A 16,193-nucleotide genomic window follows, 5' to 3' on the forward strand; every position below is an offset into this window, starting at 1 on the left:
GATGCGAATATATTAAATCATTTATCTCTATACAATAGACTCAACAAGGAAGTAATAGATTTTGTTTTAATATTCGATCATTTACTTTATTGGTTAATAAGAGATCTTCCATCGTTTCCTTTTTTTCTTACAAATTTTTGTGTTCTAAACCAAAAAATTAATGAACTAGAAAAATGCTTACTCCAAATTTTTAACTTCATTAATACTGCTAGTAGTCGAGGAATATTTTTTAACGAGATTTATGAAAATCTACTTTGTTTATGGAATAAAATTCTTATTATTAAAAGCAAATCGATTGCGAGTGAAAAAGATCGGGAAGGTCGTGAAATTATCGATTTATGGAATAATTTGTTTAACGAGCGTAAAAATGAAGGTTTTTTGAATTTATTAAAAAATACTATAGGCAGCCACAGAGACATTCCTCACCACTGGTTACTTGATGACAAACAGAAAGAAGATTTAAGCAGATATTATGAAGCAAATAAGTTATTAGTTGATTGTCTTATTATCGCTGTAAGATTTAACAGTATTAGTAAAGAAATAGGAGATACAATCAAAGAAAGTTTATTGCTCCCGATCGCCGAAATCGAAAAACGCAAACGTGAAAAAGCCGAGTAGGGCGATTCTACTCAAGATATGGAGTGATGGGATATTTTTATCGCTCAAACCATCTATATTCGACACTTCCAAAAACCAATTTTTCAACTAGCCGTTCAACGGAATAGAATTAACTTATTAGTTTACGAACCAAAGCAGGAGGCTATTGTTCAATGGATCGCTCACTAAATTATGCAGATATCCTGAAACAAACGCTACAAGAAGCAACACGATCGCAACCTCGCTTACAATCGATTCAGCTTTATCCTGTCTGCGATACCGATTCAGGCCATTTCCTGATTCTCGCTACAGGCTGGGACAAGCAACGCTGGATGGACACGATTTTGTTTCATGCTCGCTTGGTCGATCGCCATGTCATCATAGAAGAAGATAACTTTGAGGAAGGGTTAACCGCTGCACTGATTGTCGCAGGTATCCAACCAGAGCATATTATGACTGGTCTTGATTATCAAAATAGTGCTAGCCCAGTCGTGTTTCAGGCGGTGTAGCGATCGCCATAACTCGATCGATACAATATACCTGAAAAAAGAACTTAAATATCCAGCGATACATGGTTCATTGAAATAAACCTTGCCTTGAGTATGCTTAAATAAGTTTAGACACATACTAACCAGATTTAAACCAGTGAATTTTCAATCAGTCATTGCCACCTTAAACAAATTCTGGAGCGATCGAGGATGCCTGATCGCCCAATCCTACGATACAGAAAAAGGTGCAGGAACCATGAATCCCCACACTTTTCTCAGAGCAATTGGGCCCGAACCTTGGTCTGTCGCCTACGTCGAACCCTGTCGCCGCCCCACCGACGGACGTTATGGCGAAAATCCGAATCGCTTTCAACATTACTATCAATATCAAGTCCTAATTAAACCATCTCCTCCTAATATCCAAGAAATCTATTTAGACTCGCTGAGAGCATTAGGAATTAGACCGGAAGACCACGACATTCGCTTCGTAGAAGACAACTGGGAATCTCCAACTTTAGGAGCTTGGGGCGTGGGCTGGGAAGTCTGGCTCGACGGCATGGAAATTACCCAATTTACCTACTTTCAACAGTGCGGGAGCATTGATTGTCGCCCGGTTTCGATTGAAATTACCTACGGACTCGAACGCCTCGCAATGTATCTCCAAGAAGTCGATGCCATGACGAAAATTCAGTGGAAAGATGGCATCACTTACGGCGATGTTCACTTGCAAGGAGAAATTGAACAGTGTACTTATAACTTTGAAGCTTCTAATCCTGAATTGCTGTTTACTTTGTTTGGACTCTACGAACAAGAAGCGGAACAATTGACGCAAAAAGGATTGGTTTTGCCTAGTCTTGATTATGTGCTAAAATGTTCGCATACTTTCAATTTGCTCGATGCTAGAGGTGTGATTTCGGTAACGGAAAGAACTCGCTATATTACCAAAATTCGGAATTTGGCGCGGCGCGTCGCTCAGCTTTATTTGGAACAGCGCGAACATTTGGGTTTTCCATTGGATAAAGCTGTAAAAGTCTGAAAATGAAGAGGGGCACAACACGGATACACGGATGAATTTAGTTGCGATCGTCCTGGACTCATACCAATTTTATAGGTGGTTGCATAGAATCTGATCACCCTGGCACCCCCCTTAATAAGGGGGGGACAAGATTCCTATCAAAGTCCCCCTTCTTAAGGGGGATGCGAGGGGGATCGAAATATGTGCAACTTTTTGGGATTTTAAATGAATTCAATGCCTAATTATTCTGAAAATCATCCAGAAACAAATCCTCAACTGCGAATTGATGGTGTAAGTTTTAAAACTCCGATCGCCTCAAGCTACTTATTAGACAATATCTCGTTTCAGGTACACAAGGGAGCTCGCGTGGCGATTGTGGGCCCTTCTGGTGCCGGCAAAACAACACTGTTGCGGTTGCTAAACCGACTCAGCACTCCCACCAGCGGCTCGATTTATCTGGAAAATACAGAATACCGGCAAATAGGGGCGATCGAACTCCGCAGACAAATCACCCTCATCCTGCAAGAATCCAAGCTTTTGGGAATGTCGGTGCGAGAAGCATTGGCTTATCCTTTGAAGCTGCGGGGAATCCATTCATCAGAAATAGGAGATAAAATTAACAGGGTTATTGAACAACTTCATATCCCCCAAGAATGGCTCGATCGCACGGAATTGCAGCTTTCCACGGGCCAAAAGCAGTTAGTGGCGATCGCCCGCGGCATCATCATCCAACCAAAAATCTTGCTTTTAGACGAACCAACATCCGCCCTCGACGCAGGAAAAGCCGCCCACATTTTGCAAGTATTGACACAGCTAACCAACGACAAAACCACAATTTTAATGGTCAATCACCAATTAGAATTAGCCCAGGAATTTAGCACCAGAATTCTGCACTTACAGCGCGGAAAACTCCTCGAAGACTCGCCCTCTCATCAAACAAACTGGGTGCAACTACGGCAAAACTTAATCCAAGCAGAAGCAGAAGCCCAACAAGAATGGTGAATAGAGAACTTGCACTAGGCGACTGTGCGATCGATCCCCCTAAATTCCCCTTAAAAAGGGGGACTTTGAATAGTCTTGTCCCCTGCTTTTTAAGGGGGGTTAGGGGGGATCGAGAGGAATATTGCCCACCCTACTTCTGCTTCCCTGATTTAATGAGCTCCCCCACCACCAGCACCCGCTTTCACCTTTTTAAAACCCAAAATAGCAATCCCGCTTAACAACAAAGCAATTCCCACAAAGTAAAAACAATCATTAAAAGCCATCACATAAGCTTCGCGGCGGACAATATTATCAATTACCTTAATTGCCTGTTCTTTCGCCACACTCAAATCAGCACCGCGACTCACAAAATACTGAGTCATTTGATTGAGTCTTTCCTGCGTTGCCGGATTGTACAAAGAAACAGATTCCCCCAAGCGATTCGAGTGAAATTGCTCGCGCTGCGTCACCAAAGTTGCTAGCGCCGCAATCCCCATCGAACCTCCCATATTTCGCATCATATTAAACAAGCCGGAAGCAGAACCAGCCTCGTGTTTTTCCATGCCAGCAGTGGCAATAGTTGACAGCGGCACCATAATTAATGGCTGTCCCAATGCTCGCACTAATTGCGACCAACGCAACTGATCGATACCCGTATCGTGAGTCATGCTGGCATTCATAAAACAACTCACCGCAAACAAACTCACACCTATGCCAATTAGCAACCGCAAATCCATTCGCTGCATCAATTTCGGCACCATCGGTACGATGAATAACTGCGGTACGCCAGCCCACATAATTACCTCGCCAATTTGCATGGCATTGTACTGCTGGATCTGACCTAAATACAGGGGTAGAATGAACACCGAACCGTACAATCCTACACCTAACGAAACATTGACAATAGTTGCTAAGCCGAAATTGCGGCGAGTTAGCAGTCGTAGATTAATAAACGGGTTTTTTCGAGTTAGTTCAATCCAGAAAAAAGCGCCGAGAAATATAGCAGCAACTATGCTTAAACGCACAATAAAATCAGAACTAAACCAGTCTTTGCGGCTGCCTTCTTCTAACACAACTTGCAGGGAACCTAAGCCGATCGCCATTGAGATAATTCCCCACCAGTCGCCGCCTTTTAGCAGTTCTAGCTGCATCGGCTTAGGATCAACTGCGTACCACACAGCAGCTAGCAGCAGCATCCCTGGAACCAAATTGAGATAAAACACATATTGCCACCCATAATTCTCAGTTAGCCATCCTCCCAATGTTGGTCCGATCGAGGGTGCAAAAGTAGCTGTCAGGGCAAACATCGCCATGCCAATTGGCTGTTTTTTGGGTGGCAAATTGGTTAGCAAAAATCCAAAAGCCATTGGAATTAAAATACCGCCTGTCAACCCCTGCAAAGCTCGAAATACAATCATTGAACTCAAGTTCCATGCCTGAGCGCAGCACATGGAAAAAAACGTGAAAAAGGCAGCATTTACCAATATGTATCGGCGCACTGAAAACACTTGCGACAGCCAACCAGTCATCGGAATTACGACTATTTCTGCGACTAGATAAGCGGTGGAAATCCAAGAACCTTCTTCTAAAGTTGCGCCTAATGCTGCTTGAATATCTCTGAGAGATGCGTTGGTGATTTGGATGTCCAAAACTGCCATGAAAGCGCCGAGAATTGTTCCCATGACGCCGATCCAGGTTTTTAAGGGAACGCGATCGCTCTGCTGCTGGGGAATTGCACTGGTATTTGCCATTGGTTTAACCTCTGGTGTAATTAATTTGGATTTTTTAACCGCAGAGGGCGCAGAGGGCGCTGAGAAAGAGAAGAGAGAAAGAGAAACTTTTATAAAGTGTTTAGGAAATTATGCCCATCTTTTGATATATTGGTGTAACTAAATGTTTTAAGGCTGGAAGCTGTCTGGTAAAAAATATTGAGCCTAAAATACAAATTATACCTCCAAGTATGACTGTATTGGGAGAGCCGATATAATTTGCCAATGCACCTGCTACTAAATTGCCAAATGGTGTAATTCCAAAAAATGCCATCGTGTAGATGCTCATCACTCTGCCGCGTTTGTCGTCTTCAACTATTGTTTGCAAAAATGTGTTTCCTCCGGCAAATTGGATGATGAAACCAAATCCTACAAACAACATCATGATTAATGACAGCCACAAGCTGCGGGACAAACCAAAACCAATCAGTCCAATTCCCATGATTGCTGGTGACATTGCAATCAATTTGCCAATGCCGATGACACTTTTTCGTCCGATCAAATAAATCGCGCCTGCAAATGCTCCAACTCCGGAAGCTGCCATCAAAAATCCGAGGGTTTGCGGGCCGCCGTTCAGAATTTTTGTGGCAAAAATTGGCACTAATACTGTGTGCGACATTCCGGCGAAGCTGACTAATGCTAATAGCAGTAAGATGGCTCGAATCGGGGGGAATCCGAAGGCATAATCGAATCCTTCTTTTAATCTTTGTAAGGGTTTGGTATTGGTTACTGCTATTTTACGGGGTTTGATCTGCATTGCTAATAAGCCTGCAATCACGGCGATGTAGCTGATTCCATCCAGGAGAAAACAATAACTCGCGCCGACTGTACCTATCACCAATCCGGCAATTGCTGGGCCGATGAGTCGCGCTCCGTTGAACATGGAAGCGTTGAGGGCGATCGCATTTGCTAAGTCTTCTTTTTTTTCTACGAGTTCGGGGACAAATGCTTGTCGTGCGGGCGCGTCAAAGGCGTTTATTGCGCCTTGAAAAAAACTCAGTATGAGGATTTGCCAAATGTTGATGACTCCTGTGAATGCTAAAAATGCTAGGGCTAAGGATTGAATCATTGCTAATATTTGAGTGGCAATTATCACTCTGTGCCGATTCCAGCGATCGATTAAAACTCCTGCAAAAGGCAGTAAAATTAATGTGGGTATTTGACTGGTGAATCCCACTACGCCCAGCATCCAAGGTGAGTCGCTCAGATTGTATACCAGCCACACAGTAGCAACTTGGGTCATCCAATTGCCAATCAGGGAGATGCCTTGTCCTGCAAAAAATAGGCGATAATTTTTCGATCGCAGCGCTGGAGGAAGTTTGATTGTTTTGATTTTTACTAGTAGATTCATGGGAGACTAAGTACAAGGGCGTAAATATTTGTAGTTGGGATGAGGCAGTTCGCCTTGAGGGATTCGGGTTTTAGCCTCATTTATCTTTGTTGAGATAGTTGTGTTTTTCCCGCCAACTTACTTATAAGCTAGAGCAATCCTATTTGATTGGTAAACGTTTTGTAGGTAAGCTGTTGGGCCTACCCCTAATTAGCGAGGGGCAACCATCGAGGGACTGCCCTTAAACTTATTATTACGAATGATTGAGAATTGCGATATGAGCCGGAGGTTCTATATTCAAACTCCCGAAAACCCGGATTTGAGTATTGTTAAATTTTTGCCCGCAGCAAAACGATCGCCACATTTAATTTTACTGTGGCGATCGCTTGACGGGGGGGAAATTCCTTCTCCTCATATCTTGCACTGTTCTCGCTCGCACGGGCTGTCGGGCCTGTTCGGCAAAAAGTAGATTTTCTGGCGGGGCACATAGGAGAGCGAGAGAGTGAAAAAATTATTGAGAATGCTGCAATATCTCAGTTCCCCTAACTCAAACCCGAACTATTTTTTCACTCAATGCTCAACAGCCAAGTCCCCAGGTAGCGCATCAATGGTACATCCCCTGGAGTGCGGATGCGGACGTTGAAATGGTACATTCCGCCGGGACTTGGGTTTTGGACGTTGGAGAGGACAACCTCAACGTTGCTACCGGCAGGAATTGGCTCTGTGGGATAAATTTCTATGAATCGATTTTCTTTGTCCCAGATTACTTCTTGCAATTGTATTGTTTTGTCTTTGACGCGCACTTTAATGTCTTTTTGGTCGAATTCGCCTTTGTAATAGTCTGGATAGGATATGTTCAGTTGGGCGATCGCCAAACTTACTTTTTTGGAAGGAATTCGCAGCCGGTATCTGTCGCCGCTCATCCCGGCTTTGCCGTAATCCAAGCGGTAGTTTAACTGATTGGCGCGATCGGGGCCGCCGAAAATTGTGAATCCTGGCATCGACTGGGCTAAACTAATGGCGGGCAAGCCTGTCAGCAAGCAACCTGTCACCGCTAGTGCCGAAAATAATCGTCTCATAATCACTCCTCTAAGCAAATTTACGCAAATTTACAATCGAACCTTAAATATTTACTGCAGGCAATTTGCGATGAATGCCTTTAATATATCGAATGTATCAGCAATTTGATGAGTGCAATCCATCCCCCGAGTTCTGTCAATTATTTTTTGCGTAATTTTGCGTAATACGGACAACTGACATTATAACTACAGAACTAGGCAGCGTTTTATTATATCATGGTCGGTTGCAAATTTAACAGTTTAGCCAAATTGAATCTATAAGACAAGTTAAAGAAGCGAGTGTAAATTTGGCGATCGGCTTTAGTATCAACGTGAGAAGCCAGCAGAAGCGATTTCAACGGCCACCGGGCCCGCGATTGAAATCGCGCCTACACAAACGATGTCCCTCGGACGCCGACTGGGAAATTTGAATTTCAACCTGCTGCCGTCAGGTGAGAGTCTGTGTAGAGGCGGTTTCAACCGCCCTGTCTGTGTAGAGGCCGTTGAAACCGCCCTGTCTATGTTTAGAGTAAAGGAGAGTCCATGAAATTAGCGATCGCCAAAGAAGTCGAAGCAGGGGAACGCCGGGTAGCCTTAGTACCCGATGCTGTAGCCAAATTAGTCAAACAAGGCGTCGAAGTTTGGGTTGAGGCCGGTGCGGGTGCAAAATCCTTTTTCTCGGATCTGGCTTACGAAGAAGCCGGAGCTCGTGTTGTCGCCGATACCGCTACGCTGTGGGGCGAAGCCGATGTTGTCGTCAAAATCGGGGAATTGCAAGAGTCAGAAGTTCATCAACTGCGTGAAGGGGGAGTTTTCATCGGATTTTTGAATCCTTTGGGAAATCCGGCTTTGATACAGCGTTTGGCCGATCGCCAAATAACGGCATTCAGCATGGAAATGATTCCGCGCACCAGCCGAGCTCAAAGCATGGACGCGCTGTCATCTCAGGCTAATGTGGCTGGTTACAAAGCGGTACTGATCGCAGCGGCGGCTTTACCGAAGTATTTTCCGATGCTGACAACGGCGGCGGGTACAATTCGCCCCGCGAAAATATTGGTAATGGGCGTGGGCGTTGCGGGCTTACAGGCGATCGCCACGGCGCGCCGTTTGGGCGCTGTAGTCGAAGCCTTCGACATCCGCCCCGAAACCAAAGAACAAGTGCAAAGCTTGGGCGCTAAATTTATCGATGTCGAACTTAAGGAAGAAACTGTAGCAGCAGGCGGCTATGCTAAAGAATTATCAGAAGCAGCGAAAGAACATACTCGCCAAGTGCTCACCCAGCACGTCGGTGCTTCCGATGCAGTAATTACAACCGCTCAAGTTCCTGGTAGAAAAGCGCCGATTTTAGTTACCAGAGAAATGGTTTCTCAAATGAAACCGGGAGCAATAATTGTTGACCTCGCAGCCGAACAAGGCGGCAATTGCGAGTGCACGGAAGCGGGTAAAGATGTTGAATGGAACGGCGTTAATGTGATTGGTGCGATTAATTTACCATCGTCAATGCCTGTTCATGCTAGCGAAACTTACTCGAAAAATATCTCGGCTTTGCTTCAGTTGATGCTGAAAGATAAGGAACTTAATTTGAATTTTGAAGATGATATCATTGCTGGTGCTTGTGTGGCTCGCGATGGCGAGATTAGTAACCAGCGGGTGCGCGATGCTTTGGCGGCTCAGGCTTCAGTCGTGAGTTAGTTATTAGTCAACAGTCATTAGTCATTAGTCATTAGTAGGAAAATAGGTGGTTTCATTAGTGTCAGCTTAAATCTAAAACCATTGATAAATCTCGTTTGTAGCCAAGGCCAGATCCCCCTAAATCCCCCTTAAGAAGGGGGACTTTGAATGCTTCTTGTCCCCCCCTTCTTAAGGGGGGCTAGGGGGGATCTGGCCTCGGCATTAAACAGCAGTCTGTGAATACGTTTGAACTGGTTTGGAAACGCTAAAGCTTTTACAGTTGATAACTAATGACTAATGACTAATAACCAATTACCAATTACCAATTACCAATTGTCATGGCAGAAGGATTGATTGCAGGTTTAGTTGTGTTTACTCTAGCGTCGTTTGTGGGATTTGAAGTTATTAACAAAGTCCCGCCGACGCTACACACACCTTTGATGTCGGGTTCTAATGCGATTTCTGGAATTGCGGTTTTAGGCGCAATTCTGATTTCAGGTCAAGGTAGTGTGACTGTTACTTCGATTTTGGGGACGATCGCGATCGCCCTTGCCACAATAAACGTTGTTGCGGGTTTCTTAGTCACCGATCGAATGCTGCAAATGTTCAAGAAAAAAGAGGTTAAAGCGTGAGCGATTTTCTGCCAAGTGGCATTCAACTAGGTTATTTAGTTGCCGCATCTTTGTTTATTGTCGGTTTGAAACAGTTGGGATCGCCCGCAACCGCGCGTCAAGGAAATGTGTTAGCTGCGATCGGGATGTTAATTGCGATCGTCGGTACTTTGCTGGAAAAGCAAGTCATCAGCTACGAATTGATTGCTGTCGGCATCATCATCGGTTCCATTTTGGGAACAATTATGGCGAAAACCGTCGCGATGACGGATATGCCACAGATGGTGGGTTTGCTTAACGGTTTTGGGGGCGCTGCTTCTGCACTCGTTGCTGTGGGCGAATTCTGGCGCTATATCAGCATCCAGCAATCGCCGGCACCTGACACGACGATCGCGATCCTTTTGGGCGTGTTGGTAGGCGGAATTACTTTCACTGGTAGCCTTGTGGCGTTTGCGAAGCTGCAAGAATTGCTGCCGGGGGCGCCGATTTCGTTTCCGCTGCAACAGCCGTTTAATGCCCTGCTGGCGATCGCACTTTTAGCCGGCAGCGGTTATATGCTGTTTAACCCGGAGGATGTGCCAGTATTCCTCGGTTTGGTGGCGATTTCCAATATTTTGGGAATCATGTTTGTGTTGCCGATTGGTGGCGGCGATATGCCCGTGGTAGTGTCGCTGCTTAACTCTTATTCCGGGATTGCGGCGAGTGTGGCTGGGTTCATTTTGATGAACAATATGCTGATTATCGCTGGTGCATTGGTGGGCGCGTCGGGGATTATTTTGACGCAAATCATGTGCAAGGCGATGAATCGATCGCTTTCTAGTGTGTTGTTTGGCGCTTTTGGCGGTGGCGGCAGCGGTGCGGCGGCTGGGGCTGTTGCTGGTGGGGCGATCGACAAAACTGTTCGCAGCATTAATCTCGAAGAAAGTGCGATGATGTTGGGCTATGCGCGATCGGTTGTAATTATTCCAGGCTACGGAATGGCTGTAGCGCAAGCACAGCACTCGGTACGCGAGTTAGCCGACGGTTTGGAAAAAATGGGTGTTGACGTAAAATACGCGATTCACCCGGTGGCTGGGCGGATGCCGGGGCACATGAATGTGCTGTTGGCGGAAGCAAACGTGCCTTACCCGCAGTTGTACGATATGGATGACATCAACCCGCAGTTTGAAGAAACGGATGTGGCGTTGGTAATCGGCGCCAATGATGTGGTGAATCCGGCGGCGCGTCACGATACGGCTAGCCCGATTTATGGGATGCCGATTTTGGAGGTTGATAAGGCCAAACATACGATCGTGATCAAGCGCGGGATGAGTGCTGGTTTTTCCGGTGTAGACAATGAGTTGTTTTACAAGGATAAGACGATGATGTTGTTTGGTAGCGCGAAGGATGTGGTTGCGAAATTGGTTGCTGAGGTGAAGCAGTTGTAGGATTTTGCAACCGCACATTCAGGCGGATTAACGCTGATTAACGCTGATGATTAAGCCCGGTTTTTTGGATCAGCCGGGTTTTTATTTTGTTTTTGTTGAAACTAGGCGGTTGAAACCAGGTTTAGACAAACTTTCGTCCGCCTGCGCGAGACTCAAGAAAGGAAATTCAACCCGCTCTCGTCGGGTTTTTTTGAAATAGGTATAAAATAGAAATTGATGCTACTAGCAATGGAGTCATCCCCATGACAGCAACAATTCGCACTCAAAATTTGCCAGAAATCATCTACCCAGACAGCGACGGAAAACCCATGTCTGACAACACTAAACAGTTTCAATTAATCGTAACAATTCAAGGCGGAATAGATGCCTTATTCAAAGATAACGAAAATGTCTTTGTAGCAGGTGACTTGCTGTGGTATCCCGTCGAAGGAGATAACAAAACTCGCCAAGCACCTGATACGATGGTAGTCTTTGGCAGACCAAAAGGTTACAGAGGTTCCTACCAACAGTGGCTTGAAGATAATATTGCGCCGCAAGTTGTCTTTGAAATCCTCTCCCCTGGCAATCGCATGGGACCCATGTTTAAGCTGTTTAAGTTCTACGAAAATTATGGAGTAGAAGAATATTATGTCTACGATCCAGAGGATAATGAGTTAATTGGTTGGGCGCGAAGTGACGGAGAACTAAACTATATTGAATCAATGGAGGGTTGGGTAAGTCCGCGTTTGGAGACACGTTTTGAAACTGCATCGGGAGACTTGGAAATTTATCGTCCCGACGGACTAAAGTTTTTGTCTTATGTGGAGTTGTCAAGACAAATGGAACAAACACAGCAACAAATGGAACAAACACAGCAACAAATGGAACAAACACAGCAACAAATGGAACAAACACAGCAACAAATGGAACAAGAACGACAGCAGAAAGAGTTAGTACAGCAAAAAGCCGATCGCCTTTCGGAAAAACTCCGAGAAATGGGGATAAATCCAAAGGACATTTGAGATTATAATAGTCCTCGAATCACGGGCGATCGGAAAATGGGTTTTTCACCAAATCTGCGGGCTGTAACGCGTCTTATCGTAAAAAACCCAGTTTCTATGCCCCCATATCTTAATTATGCAAAATCCCCGCCAAACAGCCTTTTTCGCACTCCGCGAAGTCCACCGCCGCGGTGCATTTGCAGATGCCGCCCTCGATCGCGCTTTTCGCAATTCTCAACTAAATGACCTCGATCGCCGTTTAGTTACAGAATTAGTGTGCGGTAGTGTCAGAAGAACTCGATCGCTAGATTTTATCATCGACAAACTCGCCACAAAAAAATCCTCCCAACAACCGCCCGAACTTCGTACTATTCTACATTTAGGTTTATATCAACTCGAATATCTCAACCAAATTCCACCCTCCGCTGCCGTCAATACCACAGTTAAACTAGCAAAAGAAAACGGCTTTTCTGGACTCAGCAGTTTTGTCAACGGCTTGCTGCGACAATACATCCGTTTAACAGATAGCAACTTAAACCCCTTAACAGTTACTAACTATAAATCAACCGTCGAACGCCTGGGAATTTCCCACAGTTTTCCTGACTGGATTGTCGAATTTTGGCTAGAAAACATAGGCGAAACTGAAACAGAATTACTCTGTGAATGGTTCAACCAATCCCCCACAATTGACTTGAGAATCAATCCTTTAAAAAGCTCGATCGACAAAATCGAAACAGCCTTCAAAGCCCGCAACATCTCAACTAACAGAATCCCCAACTTGCCCCAAGCTTTAAGGCTAAATAGCAGCACCGGTGCAATCCAAAACCTCCCCGGATACAGCGAAGGCTGGTGGACAGTCCAAGACAGCAGCGCTCAATTAGTCACCCATTTACTAGGCCCGCAGCCAGGGGAAATTATCATCGACGCCTGCGCCGCACCGGGAGGGAAAACCACCCACAGCGCCGAATTGATGCAGGATGAAGGCACAATTTACGCCTGCGACAAAACTGCAAACAGACTCAAAAAACTCACAGAAAATGCAGGCAGACTCCAGATGAAATCTATTAAAATTCATACCGGAGACAGCCGCCACTTCCCAGAATTTATCAACCTAGCAGACAGAGTTTTATTAGACGCACCTTGTTCCGGGCTCGGAACCCTGCACCGCCGCGCCGATGCCCGCTGGCAACACACACCCGAAAACATTCAACAACAATCACAATTGCAATCGGAATTGTTAGCAAATACCGCGACGTTTGTCAAGTCCGGCGGCGTATTAGTTTACGCAACTTGCACGATTCATCCTTTAGAAAACGAACAAGTTGTGCGATCGTTCTTAAACAACAACCCTCACTGGCAAATCGAACCGCCAACCATAGATTTACCCGTCCAACCATCACCCGAAGGATGGGTAAAAATTTGGCCGCACCAACATCAAATGGACGGCTTTTTTATGGTGCGGCTAAAGCGAAATTAAGTTGCAACACGATTGAAATCCGCAATTGCATCGGCGTTAATCTGTGTTAATCTGCTACAATCTGCGGTGAAAAATTCAAAACCCCCTTAATATCCCGGCTGTTGATAAGCAGGCTCTTGATAAGCAGGTTCTTGATAAGCAGGTTCTTGCCACTCGCGGCGCCGGGGCTCGGGATTGGGATTGTAAGGTACGATCGCCCCATCATCATTGACAATCATCCCCCGAATAATCCTCTTAGGCTCCACCGGTTTTGCCTTAATACTGCCTTTGCGGCCCTCCAACTTCGGCAACTTTGGAAACTCCTCAACCGACATTCCCTTCACAGCTTGACTCATAAACTCGCGCCAATTGTAGGCCGCAGTACCGCTAGTTCCCCAGGTGGGATAATTGTCATCATTCCCCAGCCAAACGCCAGTCACCACCTGCGGAATATAACCGATAAACCACAAATCCCGCACATTTTCTGAAGTACCAGTTTTGCCGGCAACAGCGCGATCGGGCAAAGCAGCAGGCCCGCCCGTACCCCCTTGCACTACACCCTCCAACATCCAAGTAGTAATTGCAGCGCTATCCTTGTCCAAAACCCGTTTCGGTTTAAAATCAGCCTGATAAATTACATCTCCCCGCTGATTAATCACCCGAGTAATTCCGTGCGCTTCAATAAAATTACCTTGGGATGCTAAAGTACCGTAAGCATTAGTTAACTCCAGCAAATTCACCTCAGACGAGCCCAAAGCCAGGGAATAAATCGGACTTAATTTAGACTTAATTCCCATATCGTGGGCTAATTTCATTGCAGGTTCAAAGCCGACATCGACCAACACCTTCACCGCCACCACATTCACCGAAGCCCTCAAAGCATCAGACATCGATCGCCAGCCACTAAACCTTTTGCCGTAATTATTCGGTTGATAGCCGTCGAAAATAATTGGCTCATCTTCATAGCTGTCGTAAGGCGAAAAACCGGCTGCGATCCCGGCGGCATAAACCAACCCCTTAAACGTCGATCCGGGTTGTCGCAAAGCCTGCGTAGCTCGATTAAACTGACTTTCCTTAAAACTTCCCCCACCTACCAGCGCCTTAACTTCGCCAGTTTTAGTGTCCATAGAAACTAAAGCAGCCTGTTCAAAACCTTGACGGCGGCCATCAACCTCGATCGCATCTTTAACCACCTGTTCCGCTATTTTCTGCCACTTCAAATCCACCGTCGTCTCGACAGTCAAACCCCCAGATTCCAAAGCATCCTTAGAAACATAGCGTGGCAGTTCCTTCCGAATGTAACTAGCAAAATAAGGCGCGACTACTTTAAATCGCTTCGGCGGACTTTGTTTAACAGTAATCGTTTCTGCCATCGCCTCCTTTGCCTGAGCTTCTGTAATTACCTTTGCTTCCTGCATTTGTTTTAGTACAATATTGCGGCGTTCCTTAGCAATATTCGGATTAACCAAAGGCGAATATTCGCTCGGTGCCGGCGGCAAACCCGCCAAAGTTGCCATCTCTGCCAAAGTTAATTTATCGACTGGTTTGCTAAAGAAAACCCAAGCCGCATCTGCCACTCCGTAGGCATCCGAACCCAAATAAACCAGATTTAAATATCTTTCTAAAACTTGGTCTTTCGTCAACTCCCGCTCTATTTTCTGAGCCAAAAGAGCCTCCCGAACCTTTCGCCTAATACTTCTTTCTTGGTTTAGAAAAACCACCCGAGCCAATTGTTGCGTAATTGTACTGCCGCCCTGCACCAAATCTCTCGCTATCAAATTAGAAGCAATCGATCGCACAATACCTTGATAATCCACCCCGCGATGTTCATAAAAACGGCGGTCTTCAATGGAAATAAAAGCTTTCTTCAACAAATCCGGAATTTCATTAAGTTTTAGCTTATCTCTAGTTGCCGGCCCCGACTGCAACAAAATCGTATTGTCTGCCGCCTTAATTGTCAGCGTGCCGTCGCGGTTAAAGGCCGACAAATCGTTAACATCCGGCAAACCTTTGTCTAAGGCGTGCAAAATCCATAAACCGTATATTAAACTGCCAGCGCCCAGACTAGCAACACCTATTGCTATCCAAAATCTCGGGCGGCGGGACCGGAGTTTTTTTAACTTTTCCTGTAGTTTCCTATTTTTCGGCAGTGCGCTATTTTCCGGTACCTCTGTACTTATTTGCAGTTCGGTGTTTTGCAGTGCGCTATTTTCCGGTACTTCTGTATTTATTTGCAGTTCGGTATTTTGCAGCGCGCTATTTTCCGGTACTTCTGTATTTATTTGCAGTTCGGTGTTTTGCAGCGCGCTATTTTCCCGTAATTTGCTACTGTCGGAACTCTTTAATTTTTTTGATGATCTAGTTCTGGGCCTACTGAAGACCGGCCGCAGCAATTCTCTTCCCTTTGCTTGCAGCATAGTAACTTGAGGTTCAATTTCCAACCAAATGATTAAGCGCTTCAACCCTTGCCAATTGCGCTGGACTCTTGGATATTCATCGTCTTCTTCTTGGTAGGAATATTCTGATGCTAATTCTGACTCTTCTGGAGGTTCAGCTTCTTCTGATACCACATACTCTGACGATCGCTCACCCCTTGCCTGCGGAGACAATGGAGGCAGGGATGGTGACGAGTTTAGCCCCGTGCTATTGGCAGCATTTGGCGATTCTCCATCGGAATTACCGCCTGCTGCCTTAGTGACTTTGCTCAATTCATCTTTTTTGATATTTGAGAAAAATTCTGCCACGTTCAGACCTTCAAACCTCATCAACTTCACTTAAAAATTAAAAATTAAAAAGGCTATCCCTCTTCA

The 16,193-nt window shown here is 45.4% G+C and carries 15 protein-coding genes; 11 read left to right on the forward strand and 4 right to left on the reverse strand.

What is annotated here, in order from left to right:
* The 5 genes from IQ270_RS03115 to IQ270_RS03135 all read left to right on the forward strand — a co-directional run.
* Positions 1-618, forward strand: a 618-nt coding sequence (locus tag IQ270_RS03115; protein ID WP_228056036.1) for a hypothetical protein, incomplete at its 5' end; no start/stop codon positions are given.
* A 51-nt stretch (positions 619-669) separates the two neighbouring features.
* Positions 670-786 carry a hypothetical protein gene (locus IQ270_RS03120; RefSeq protein ID WP_339384252.1) on the forward strand — a complete coding sequence of 39 codons (117 nt, stop codon included), beginning with the start codon at positions 670-672 and terminating at the stop codon, positions 784-786.
* A complete protein-coding gene (locus IQ270_RS03125; RefSeq protein ID WP_193971805.1) occupies positions 771-1,106 on the forward strand; it encodes an element excision factor XisI family protein in 336 nt (111 codons plus the stop codon). Before IQ270_RS03120 ends, IQ270_RS03125 begins: the two co-directional genes overlap by 16 nt.
* A 136-nt stretch (positions 1,107-1,242) precedes the next feature.
* Positions 1,243-2,121 (forward strand): glycine--tRNA ligase subunit alpha, encoded by an 879-nt coding sequence (gene glyQ / locus IQ270_RS03130; protein WP_193971806.1) that lies wholly within the window; start codon positions 1,243-1,245, stop codon positions 2,119-2,121.
* A gap of 213 nt (positions 2,122-2,334) precedes the next feature.
* The gene (locus IQ270_RS03135; RefSeq protein ID WP_193971807.1) at positions 2,335-3,102 is read left to right on the forward strand and encodes an ATP-binding cassette domain-containing protein; all 768 of its coding nucleotides are present in this window, start codon (positions 2,335-2,337) and stop codon (positions 3,100-3,102) included.
* Positions 3,103-3,251: 149 nt separating this feature from the next.
* Here the strand turns inward: IQ270_RS03135 and IQ270_RS03140 are convergent, their stop codons facing one another.
* Together IQ270_RS03140 and IQ270_RS03145 are read right to left on the reverse strand one after the other, a co-directional pair.
* The gene (locus IQ270_RS03140; protein WP_193971808.1) at positions 3,252-4,832 is read right to left on the reverse strand and encodes a DHA2 family efflux MFS transporter permease subunit; all 1,581 of its coding nucleotides are present in this window, start codon (positions 4,830-4,832) and stop codon (positions 3,252-3,254) included.
* 100 nt (positions 4,833-4,932) lie between these two features.
* On the reverse strand, positions 4,933-6,201 hold the full coding sequence (locus tag IQ270_RS03145; RefSeq protein ID WP_193971809.1) for an MFS transporter: 1,269 nt from the start codon (positions 6,199-6,201) through the stop codon (positions 4,933-4,935).
* Between the two features lie 238 nt (positions 6,202-6,439).
* Here IQ270_RS03145 and IQ270_RS03150 point away from each other — a divergent pair, with 238 nt between their 5' ends.
* Positions 6,440-6,649, forward strand: coding sequence for a hypothetical protein (locus tag IQ270_RS03150; protein ID WP_228056037.1), 210 nt, complete (start codon positions 6,440-6,442; stop codon positions 6,647-6,649).
* A 97-nt stretch (positions 6,650-6,746) separates the two neighbouring features.
* Here the strand turns inward: IQ270_RS03150 and IQ270_RS03155 are convergent, their stop codons facing one another.
* On the reverse strand, positions 6,747-7,259 hold the full coding sequence (locus tag IQ270_RS03155) for a DUF2808 domain-containing protein (protein ID WP_193971811.1): 513 nt from the start codon (positions 7,257-7,259) through the stop codon (positions 6,747-6,749).
* A 522-nt stretch (positions 7,260-7,781) separates the two neighbouring features.
* On the opposite strand from IQ270_RS03155, the gene IQ270_RS03160 reads away from it, so the two are divergent.
* The 5 genes from IQ270_RS03160 (at position 7,782) to IQ270_RS03180 (ending at position 13,404) form a co-directional block, all read left to right on the forward strand.
* Positions 7,782-8,930, forward strand: coding sequence for a Re/Si-specific NAD(P)(+) transhydrogenase subunit alpha (locus IQ270_RS03160; RefSeq protein WP_193971812.1), 1,149 nt, complete (start codon positions 7,782-7,784; stop codon positions 8,928-8,930).
* A 317-nt stretch (positions 8,931-9,247) separates the two neighbouring features.
* Positions 9,248-9,541 (forward strand): NAD(P) transhydrogenase subunit alpha, encoded by a 294-nt coding sequence (locus IQ270_RS03165; RefSeq protein WP_193971813.1) that lies wholly within the window; start codon positions 9,248-9,250, stop codon positions 9,539-9,541.
* Positions 9,538-10,947 (forward strand): NAD(P)(+) transhydrogenase (Re/Si-specific) subunit beta, encoded by a 1,410-nt coding sequence (locus tag IQ270_RS03170; RefSeq protein ID WP_193971814.1) that lies wholly within the window; start codon positions 9,538-9,540, stop codon positions 10,945-10,947. The genes IQ270_RS03165 and IQ270_RS03170 overlap by 4 nt, the downstream gene beginning before the upstream one ends.
* Before the next feature lie 242 nt (positions 10,948-11,189).
* Positions 11,190-11,948 carry a Uma2 family endonuclease gene (locus tag IQ270_RS03175; protein ID WP_193971815.1) on the forward strand — a complete coding sequence of 253 codons (759 nt, stop codon included), beginning with the start codon at positions 11,190-11,192 and terminating at the stop codon, positions 11,946-11,948.
* A 115-nt stretch (positions 11,949-12,063) separates the two neighbouring features.
* On the forward strand, positions 12,064-13,404 hold the full coding sequence (locus tag IQ270_RS03180) for a 16S rRNA (cytosine(967)-C(5))-methyltransferase (RefSeq protein WP_193971816.1): 1,341 nt from the start codon (positions 12,064-12,066) through the stop codon (positions 13,402-13,404).
* A gap of 86 nt (positions 13,405-13,490) precedes the next feature.
* Here the strand turns inward: IQ270_RS03180 and IQ270_RS03185 are convergent, their stop codons facing one another.
* Positions 13,491-16,148 carry a transglycosylase domain-containing protein gene (locus IQ270_RS03185; RefSeq protein WP_193971817.1) on the reverse strand — a complete coding sequence of 886 codons (2,658 nt, stop codon included), beginning with the start codon at positions 16,146-16,148 and terminating at the stop codon, positions 13,491-13,493.
* Between the last annotated feature and the right edge of the window lie 45 nt (positions 16,149-16,193).

The organism is Microcoleus sp. LEGE 07076 (assembly GCF_015207455.1).
Lineage (GTDB): Bacteria > Cyanobacteriota > Cyanobacteriia > Cyanobacteriales > Microcoleaceae > Microcoleus.

Excerpts from the sequence above, each read along its gene's own strand:
- IQ270_RS03145 (WP_193971809.1), bottom strand. The coding sequence starts at position 6,201 with ATGAATCTACTAGTAAAAATCAAAACAATCAAACTTCCTCCAGCGCTG.
- IQ270_RS03185 (WP_193971817.1), bottom strand. The coding sequence starts at position 16,148 with ATGAGGTTTGAAGGTCTGAACGTGGCAGAATTTTTCTCAAATATCAAA.
- IQ270_RS03140 (WP_193971808.1), bottom strand. The coding sequence starts at position 4,832 with ATGGCAAATACCAGTGCAATTCCCCAGCAGCAGAGCGATCGCGTTCCC.
- IQ270_RS03175 (WP_193971815.1), top strand. The coding sequence starts at position 11,190 with ATGACAGCAACAATTCGCACTCAAAATTTGCCAGAAATCATCTACCCA.
- IQ270_RS03150 (WP_228056037.1), top strand. The coding sequence starts at position 6,440 with ATGATTGAGAATTGCGATATGAGCCGGAGGTTCTATATTCAAACTCCC.
- IQ270_RS03160 (WP_193971812.1), top strand. The coding sequence starts at position 7,782 with ATGAAATTAGCGATCGCCAAAGAAGTCGAAGCAGGGGAACGCCGGGTA.
- IQ270_RS03180 (WP_193971816.1), top strand. The coding sequence starts at position 12,064 with ATGCAAAATCCCCGCCAAACAGCCTTTTTCGCACTCCGCGAAGTCCAC.
- IQ270_RS03165 (WP_193971813.1), top strand. The coding sequence starts at position 9,248 with ATGGCAGAAGGATTGATTGCAGGTTTAGTTGTGTTTACTCTAGCGTCG.
- IQ270_RS03155 (WP_193971811.1), bottom strand. The coding sequence starts at position 7,259 with ATGAGACGATTATTTTCGGCACTAGCGGTGACAGGTTGCTTGCTGACA.
- IQ270_RS03125 (WP_193971805.1), top strand. The coding sequence starts at position 771 with ATGGATCGCTCACTAAATTATGCAGATATCCTGAAACAAACGCTACAA.
- IQ270_RS03135 (WP_193971807.1), top strand. The coding sequence starts at position 2,335 with ATGCCTAATTATTCTGAAAATCATCCAGAAACAAATCCTCAACTGCGA.